At 48.3% G+C, this 302-nt stretch carries 1 protein-coding gene; it reads right to left on the bottom strand.

Going from position 1 to position 302, the window contains the following annotated elements:
- On the bottom strand, nt 1-302 hold a 302-nt coding region (locus FC65_RS11285), incomplete at both ends, for a transposase (protein ID WP_162257077.1).

The following is a 302-nucleotide window of genomic DNA, read 5'->3' as shown; positions in this document are numbered from 1 at the left end:
TTCAAAGCACGTGCGTTGTGCGAACCCTGTCCCGCCTGTTTCATGGTTTGTGTCCGAACTAAGTTTAAGGCCCGATAAGCTTGGGTTACGACATGGAAGCGGTCGGCAATGATCAGCGCTTGCGGAAAGATCTCATGGATCAAGGATCGATAAGGCGAGTACAGATCAACTGTGACCGTTTGGACTGCCCAGCGAGCTTGACGGTCATATTGTAAAAAGTAACTTCGTAAGTATGTATTATGCCGAGAACGCACGATATCTAACGTGCGGCGTGTCGCAATGTCCATGACAATGATACTCAT

Origin of the sequence: Ligilactobacillus acidipiscis DSM 15836 (genome assembly GCF_001435755.1) — a bacterium.
Lineage (GTDB): Bacteria > Bacillota > Bacilli > Lactobacillales > Lactobacillaceae > Ligilactobacillus > Ligilactobacillus acidipiscis.
This window is presented reverse-complemented; position numbering and strand designations above follow the sequence as displayed.